9 protein-coding genes are annotated in these 7,530 nt (G+C 38.2%); 3 read left to right on the forward strand and 6 right to left on the reverse strand.

The genetic code is table 11. The features are described from left to right. Together E1176_RS09500 and E1176_RS09505 are read right to left on the reverse strand one after the other, a co-directional pair. The gene (locus tag E1176_RS09500) at positions 1-504 is read right to left on the reverse strand and encodes a nucleoid-structuring protein H-NS (RefSeq protein ID WP_155210377.1); all 504 of its coding nucleotides are present in this window, start codon (positions 502-504) and stop codon (positions 1-3) included. Between the two features lie 222 nt (positions 505-726). Then, complete coding sequence (locus tag E1176_RS09505; RefSeq protein ID WP_155210378.1) at positions 727-1,629, reverse strand: Cbp1 family collagen-binding glycoprotein adhesin; 903 nt, start codon at positions 1,627-1,629, stop codon at positions 727-729. 281 nt (positions 1,630-1,910) lie between these two features. Between E1176_RS09505 and E1176_RS09510 the strand changes: the two genes are divergently transcribed. Then, entirely contained in the window at positions 1,911-2,960 is a 1,050-nt protein-coding gene (locus tag E1176_RS09510; RefSeq protein WP_155210379.1) for a M42 family metallopeptidase, read from the forward strand. Between the two features lie 19 nt (positions 2,961-2,979). Beyond that, positions 2,980-3,579, forward strand: coding sequence for a carboxypeptidase-like regulatory domain-containing protein (locus tag E1176_RS09515; RefSeq protein ID WP_185152725.1), 600 nt, complete (start codon positions 2,980-2,982; stop codon positions 3,577-3,579). Here the strand turns inward: E1176_RS09515 and crcB are convergent, their stop codons facing one another. Together crcB and E1176_RS09525 are read right to left on the reverse strand one after the other, a co-directional pair. Next, positions 3,580-3,951 carry a fluoride efflux transporter CrcB gene (gene crcB / locus E1176_RS09520; RefSeq protein WP_155210381.1) on the reverse strand — a complete coding sequence of 124 codons (372 nt, stop codon included), beginning with the start codon at positions 3,949-3,951 and terminating at the stop codon, positions 3,580-3,582. Further along, complete coding sequence (locus E1176_RS09525) at positions 3,944-4,390, reverse strand: hypothetical protein (RefSeq protein WP_155210382.1); 447 nt, start codon at positions 4,388-4,390, stop codon at positions 3,944-3,946. The genes crcB and E1176_RS09525 overlap by 8 nt, the downstream gene beginning before the upstream one ends. Positions 4,391-4,540: 150 nt before the next feature. On the opposite strand from E1176_RS09525, the gene E1176_RS09530 reads away from it, so the two are divergent. Beyond that, positions 4,541-5,014 (forward strand): DUF6232 family protein, encoded by a 474-nt coding sequence (locus E1176_RS09530; RefSeq protein ID WP_155210383.1) that lies wholly within the window; start codon positions 4,541-4,543, stop codon positions 5,012-5,014. Here the strand turns inward: E1176_RS09530 and E1176_RS09535 are convergent. After that, on the reverse strand, positions 5,011-5,487 hold the full coding sequence (locus E1176_RS09535; protein WP_155210384.1) for a thioredoxin family protein: 477 nt from the start codon (positions 5,485-5,487) through the stop codon (positions 5,011-5,013). The two genes, E1176_RS09530 and E1176_RS09535, sit on opposite strands and share 4 nt — an antisense overlap. Further along, a partial coding sequence (locus tag E1176_RS09540) for a TonB-dependent receptor plug domain-containing protein (protein WP_155210385.1) occupies positions 5,484-7,530 on the reverse strand: 2,047 nt, incomplete at its 5' end. The genes E1176_RS09540 and E1176_RS09535, both read right to left, overlap by 4 nt.

The following is a 7,530-nucleotide window of genomic DNA, read 5'->3' on the forward strand; positions in this document are numbered from 1 at the left end:
TTATTTTTTGATTAGCTCTAGTTCTGTGATCTCGTTTGATGCATTGAGTTTAAAGGTGCCAATGCGATTGATGTTTTTCTTCTGGTCCTTTAAATAGTTAAGATATTCTTTGATAGTGGTTGGTCTATCATAATCCTTCTTGCCATTGGTATTGGCAATTACGATCAGTACCAAAGCATCAGGTGAGTCAAATAAATTGAGCGCTTCTTCTATACTTCTGTTGGCAGATGCAACACTTGGAGCATTAGCTATAGCAGAAAAATAGTCTGAGAGTTTAGTTTCTACTTTCTCTTTTTTTGTTGGTTCTTCTATGGCAACTTCATCGCCTTCTTCTTCCTCATCTTCATCCATAGAGTCTGTTTCCTCTACATTCTCCATTTTGTTTTCATCAGGATCGGAGACATCGGTTAACTTCTTTTTACTCTTACATGAGACACCACCAATGATTATGGCTAGCATCAATGTCAAGATGAGCGTTAGGTTTTTGTTGGTTTTAGTTTTCATTTGTTTTTGGTTTATTTTCAAGGTAACCAGACTTTATTTAACCAGTAAGGTCGTAAAAGTCTTAGTGTAATAATTATCAGTTAAAACACACTATCACCAGTGAAGTTTGTGTTTTAAATTAAATTATAAAAGTAATGAGGCCATGTATACACAAAGCCTCATTACTGTTTTAACTATAGAAAGTTGTTTTTATTTTACCTGTACGATAAATCTTGCTTTAGGTTAGTCTACCACTACTACAAGGTATTTAGTAGACTTCCAGAATTCGTCAGGATTAAGAATTGTAAGCTGCTGAATTTTCTCGTCAGCTGACTTTTTCAACTCATATGATCCTTTAGGGTGATTAGTTACAAGTTCTACCTTTTTGGCAAAAACAGGTATCGCTGTGGTAGCAGTCACGTCAATTTTTTCGAACGCCTGCTCATTTAAGTTAGTACTTAACTTTTCAGTTCTACCTATACCTAATACACCACCTTCTTTTTCAATTACTTTTTCTTCTTCTAAGTCTCTAGAAGTACCAATTGCAACATAACCAGTATTAAGTGCCTCAGTCTGATTGTCAATTTTCTCATTCTGAGTCTCAATTACTTTAGCTTGCAAATTAGACTTGTTCTCAAGAGTATCTACTGTATAGCTTAGTTTCTCAACATCTTTGGTAAGCGCTTCTTTCTCAATATTCAATTGTTCGAGATCTTCTTTCATAGCAATTACTTGCTCATCTTTCTCTTTCAATCTACTATTGAGTCTGTTCACCATCTGCTTGAATTCAGCATTAGTGCTGCTTAGTTCACCCTGCAGTTCTTCCATCTTCTGACGGTTTTCCTGCATCAAGGTATTAATTGCCTGAATGTCGTTTACAACTGCTGATTTCGCATCACCTTCTGCAAACTCTACATTATCAGTAGTTTTTAGATTGATTTTATCCTCTCTTTGTTTTATCTCTTCGAGGTTTCTTTCAATCTCGTTAAAAGTTTGCATATATGCCTCTAGATTAGAGTTGAGAGAATCTTTCTCTACAGTTAACTCTTGTTTCTCAGCTGTTAGTTGATCAACTTCTTTTTGATTACAACTAACAATTAATGTAGCCAACATCAACACTGTGAAATAATGTGTTACTTTTTTCATTGTTTTCATCGTTTGATTTTGCCCTCATAGCTGCAATCTTCATTCCCAAGTCTCAAAAGGGGCTTTTTTGGAGGTATTTGAGAGGTTTTTGTTACCAATGCCCATCATAATTGTGGAAATTACACATCAATCGTAGCTATTGTTGCGGGTAAAATTTTACTTAATAGATCAAAGACGGTTTAAATAAGCAGACTATAGAAACAATTCGCTGGGTGCTTGTTAATTGCTTAGGTGGTAAACTATATCTAGTATTGTTTTAAATTATAATAAAGACACATAACATGGCTATAAACGTAGAATTATTAAAGAAAGTATGTGAAGCACCAGGTGTGCCTGGTTATGAAAGCAAAATTAGAAATATGATCATCGAAGAGGTGACACCCCTTGTAGATGATATATCGGTAGATAATATGGGTAATGTGATCGCTCTCAAAAAAGGGAGAAGTGATGAGAAGCGTGCGATGGTAGCTGCTCATATGGACGAAATAGGCTTTATCGTTACACACATCGATGACAAAGGCTTTGTGAGATTTACAACATTGGGTGGTTTCGACCCAAAAACACTTACCGCTCAACGCGTAGTAATACACGGAAAAGAGGATGTTATTGGCGTAATGGGAACAAAGCCAGTTCATGTCATGACCCCGGAAGAGAAAAATAAAATGCCTAAAATCAAGGATTACTATATTGATTTGGGCATGAATAAGGAGGAGGTTGAAAAATTAATAGAAGTTGGTAATCCTATTACCCGAGAGCGTGAGCTAATAGAAATGGGCAATTGTGTAAACTGTAAGTCAATTGACAATAGGGTGTCGGTTTTTATTTTAATAGAAACGCTTAGAAACCTTAAAGAATGCCCTTACGATGTGTATGGAGTATTTACTGTGCAGGAAGAAGTAGGCATAAGAGGTGCTAATGTAGCAGCACACAGTATCAACCCCGATTTTGGTTTTGGCCTCGATACCACCATCGCTTATGACCTACCAGGAGCGAGTGCACATGAAAAAGTGACCTCTTTGGGAGAAGGTACAGCCATAAAAATCATGGATGCTATGACTATTTGTGATTACCGTATGGTAGACTACATGAAGAAAATAGCTGAAGAAAATAAAATCAAATGGCAGCCTGAGTTGTTAACAGCAGGAGGGACCGATACAGCAGGTATTCAGCGCATGGGTAAGTCAGGTGCTATATCGGGTGCGGTCTCAATACCAACACGCCACTTACATCAGGTTATAGAAATGGCCAATAAAGATGATATAGATGGTAGTATAAACTTGTTAAGTAACTGCTTAGAATCGTTAGATAAATATGATTGGTCTCACAAATAGAAAACTAAAGTTTATAATAATGACAGCATCTTTTATGGTGCTGTCTACACTTACTTTTGCCCAAATAAAGAAAGACCCCATACGTCTTACTGGTGTGGTCATGGATGCAGACAATGGTAAAGAGGTGCCATTTGTAAGTATTCAGGTATCTGGCACTCAGTATGGTACCTCGTCAGATAACAGTGGCTATTTTAGTATTTTCATAAACCCGGGAGATACCCTCAATTTCACCTCTATTGGCTATAAAGATGCTGCTTTTGTGATGCCATTTAAACTAGGTACCAAGACCTACTCATTAGTACAACTTCTGATAAAGGAAACAAGATTGCTGGAGGAGGTTGTAGTATTTCCGTGGCCTACTTTAGAAAATTTTGAGAGAGCCTTTTTAGATGTAGATGTGCAGGAGGTTGGTATGGATCAGGTTGTGTCTGAAGTAAAAAGAGATATGAATGATGCCGTAAACGATAGTAGAGAATATGAGTACTATTACGATCAAATGCGCTATCAGAGACTCTACGAATTGCACGGTAAAATCCCACCAAATAATTTTCTTAATCCTGCGAGGTGGTCAAACTTTATAAATGATGTAAAGCAGGGTAAGTTTAAGAAAGAAGATTAATCAGACGTTTCTGCCGAGGTGGTAGCCAAGGAAGACCATTCCTAACCCAACACTCAAACTCGCAATGATGTAAATGGCGGCCATCCAAGGTTTTTCCCAAAGCAGCTGCATGTTTTCGTAAGCAAATGTAGAGAAGGTAGTGAAGCTACCGCAAAAGCCAACCGCAATAAAAAATCGCGCTGATTCCGTAAAATGATGCCTAATGAGCATGCCGGCAAAAAAGCCCAGTATTAAGCTGCCAACAATATTCACAGTAAAAGTGCTCAGTGGAAAGGCCGTACTCCATCGCTTATCGATCAAAAGAAAAACAAGGTACCTGGCGATGCTGCCAAAGAAACCTCCCAGCCCGACTAAAAGTATGTTTTTAAGCATCTACTTTTAATTTACTACATTTTTTTTGCATGTATTTTCTCAATTGCTGGTAGTCGGTATGCTCTTGTATACTGAGTGCTATCTTTTTATTGTCATTAAAAAATATCTCCAGTTCTTTAAAAGTACCAGACACAGTCTTCACCTCTACTTCTTTCCATTTTACAATGTCTCTGAGCTTGTAATTTCTTGTAGTAAAACGTGAGGGAAAGTGAATCTCTATTTTTTGCTTACCAACTCTTACAACCCGATAGCCGAGTAATAGTCTGAAAAGCAAACCCATACCTATTGGAAAAAATATGATAGCCAATGTATAGTGATACCACTCCATAGTTGCCCCTGATAAGTAGTGGCCTATAGCGTAACCGGAAATAAGAAGACAAATTACAATAAAAACACCCAAACTAAATAGGGTGCCGACTTTTGGTTTAGCAACTATCATGAAGCAAAGGAAATAAAAAGTGTAAAAACGTCTCGCTAAATGTAGAATATTTTACCGTTTCTAAACAAATTCAACAGGTAATGCATTAATATATAACTAGTTAACATAGGGCACTTATTTTGCTATACTTCAATCCAATAGAATACCCCAATGGAAGAAGACATACTCTATAGCGACTTTAAAGGCATCAGAATCACGAGTAAAAAGTTTTACGCGGGACAGAAAGCCTACGCACTGAGGCAAATCAACAAAATCAATTTAAAAAGAGTTACTCCACATAAGCTTAGAGGCATGATCCTTTTTGTAATAGGCATTGTCGCCATTATACTGGGATCGTTAGAAATGCTTCAGTCAGTTTCTTTTGATATGGGTGATGAAATCTGGCTTATAGATCTCAATTTCGTGTCAATCGGATTTGGTGTAATAGCACTTTTATGGGCTATAGTAAGAATGCTCTTGTTTCCTGATGAGTTTGCTGTGCAGGTAGAGATTAAAGATGGTACCGTTGAATCAATTCAATCAGATTCCAGAAAATATGCTGCTCGCCTAGCTGCCTCACTCAAACGCGCCTATTATCGTCAGGAAGAAATCGAAAACGACAATGATAAAATGCAGGTGGCCTAATTAAGATTAGCCTCTATAATATTCAGCATTTGGAGCAATTGCTCAGCACTCACGTAGCCCGATTTCTTATATAATACATCCAACTGTTTATTAAAAAATATGAGGGTAGGGTACTCTAACGACCCGTCAATTTCACCAATGAGTTGAGCCAACTCGTGCACGCCTGTTTGGTTACCGCTTGGTTTAAATCTATAGGTTTGCCCTCCAAAATTCACAGGTCTTTCATCTTCGGCATCGAGTCTGATAAAATAATAAGCGTTCTCTATTTTGCTCATCACCCCATCATTTCTAAAAGTAGTATTTTCCATCGCCTTGCAATACCTGCACCAGTCGGTGTAAATAAAAGCTATTACAGGTTTAGACTCAATCTTTAATAAGCTGTCTAGCTCATTGAAAGAATAGCTTTTGATTTGACCAGTAGCGGTAGCATAGCAAGAAATAGCTAAAAGAAATATGCAGCAAAATCGTATCATTTGGCCAATGTATATCGTAGCCCTAAAAAGCCTCTGATTCCCTGGTTTGAAGTGTATACATATGACGGGTCAAATGTGAGATTAGGATTGTCAGGGTCGAGATTTCTGTCAAAAGGATCGTGGGCTCTGAATATACTATTATCTGCCGGAGTAAAATTTAAGAGATTTTTAACACCACCATATATTTCCCATGGGCTGCCTGATTTAGTCCACGAAAGTTTAATGTTTTGTATGCTCCACCAAGGAGACTCGTCCGGGCGTGGGTCATTCTCCCCTAAAACAGGCAACTTCATCGGGCTATAGAAATTACCCGTATAGTCTATACCAAGATTAAGACTACTGATGGTGTAAGAAGCGCCCCATGTGCCAGACCATCTCTCGGTAAGCAAAGGCCTTGATCGTACGGTTTGGTTATCAATTTCTTCTTCAGTGTAAACATCCATAAACGTAGTGCCCGCAAGTAATTTAAGGCCATTTAGTAGCTCTACATCAAAGTTGATTGACACACCTTGTGTGATGGCATGGCCATTTAGATTGTCATATATAATTTTGTTGGGGTCAGTCTCATAGTCTGGTAATATTTGATTTTCGAAATAAGTATACCAGGCTGAAGCATCTACACCTAGAAATGTGCCATTGTTAAAATATATCTTCTTTATGTAGTTGAGGTTTACATTATAGCTTTGCTCAGGGTTTAGTTCCTCAGTAATTTCAACTTCTCGAGCTCCAGTGAGCGCTGCATGTTCTTCGGTAAATAAATTGACAACCCGGAAACCAGTACCCGCATTGATTCTAAAAATGTTGTTATCATTAAAAGCCAGCTTATAAGCCAATCGAGGTGTCCAAATGCCACCATGCTCAGAATGTTGGTCGTATCTAAGCCCGAGCAGTAAGCTTTGTTTTTGATTTATTTTAATGTTGTCTTGAGCAAATATGCCGGGAAGCCATGTCTTGTCTGGCTTATTGGCTTCCAGGTTATCCGGTGCTGAAGTAGCTGCGGTATTATCATCATAGAAAGTATACCTGATGGCCGAGCCAAACAGCAGATCGTGATTGCCTAAAGTTTTATCCCACGTCAGTTGTGAAAAGGCAATTTTTTGGTTGGCAAAATATGGCATGTCTCCATAGTAAGAATTCTGATCATGGTTGTTGTATGAGAAAGCTAAAAGCATTTTTTCCTCAACGGGTAGCTGATAATTACCAATTACCTCCCAGCGCTCAGTATATATGCTCTCTCCATAGACCTGATCACCACCTCTATTTTCTGACGACCACTGCATCTGACCTCCCCAGCGATCTTCGTACATATACCTTCCTGCCAATGATAGCAAGCGATTATTTTTTCTATTGAAGTTCCACTTTTGAAATATTGATAGTCTGTCTTGCAAGGTGAGGTCAGTAAAACCATCACCATTGTTGTCTATAGGATTGCTATAGTTAAAGTAATTTATACCTGTGAGTACAGAAGCTTTTGAGCCGGCATTAAACTTATAAGAAAGATCAGTATTGTATTCCTGCCACGAAGAGGCCGTTACATCCGCTGAAAATACAGGGGCATTATCGGCATTTTTTGTGATTACATTGATGAGACCTCCAACAGCTTCAGAACCATATAAAGAAGAAGCCGGGCCTTTTACTACTTCTACTCGCTGAATGATAGCATTTGGTATTCCAAATAAACCATAAACCGAACTCAAACCACTTACGATGGGCATGCCATCTATCAATACCATCGTGTATGGTCCTTCTAAACCATTGATGTGAATATCCCCTGTGTTACAAACATTACAATTCATTTGCGGCCTTACGCCATTTACATTTTGCATGGCCTCAAAAACTGACGGTGTTGGGTTCATCTTAAAAAAGGTAGGGTTGTAAACTTCCACTGGTACGGGGGTTTCCAGTCGGTTTACTTCTTTTAAGGTCCCGGTTACTACAACTTCATTCATTTGCATGTCACCGACTTCCAAATTTATATCCAGAGTTTTATTTTGGTTGGCCTCCAAAACTACTTTTTGTGAAAAGGTTTTGTAACCCACAGCA

The sequence above is a fragment of the Fulvivirga aurantia genome (assembly GCF_009711475.1).
GTDB classification, from domain to species: domain Bacteria; phylum Bacteroidota; class Bacteroidia; order Cytophagales; family Cyclobacteriaceae; genus Fulvivirga; species Fulvivirga aurantia.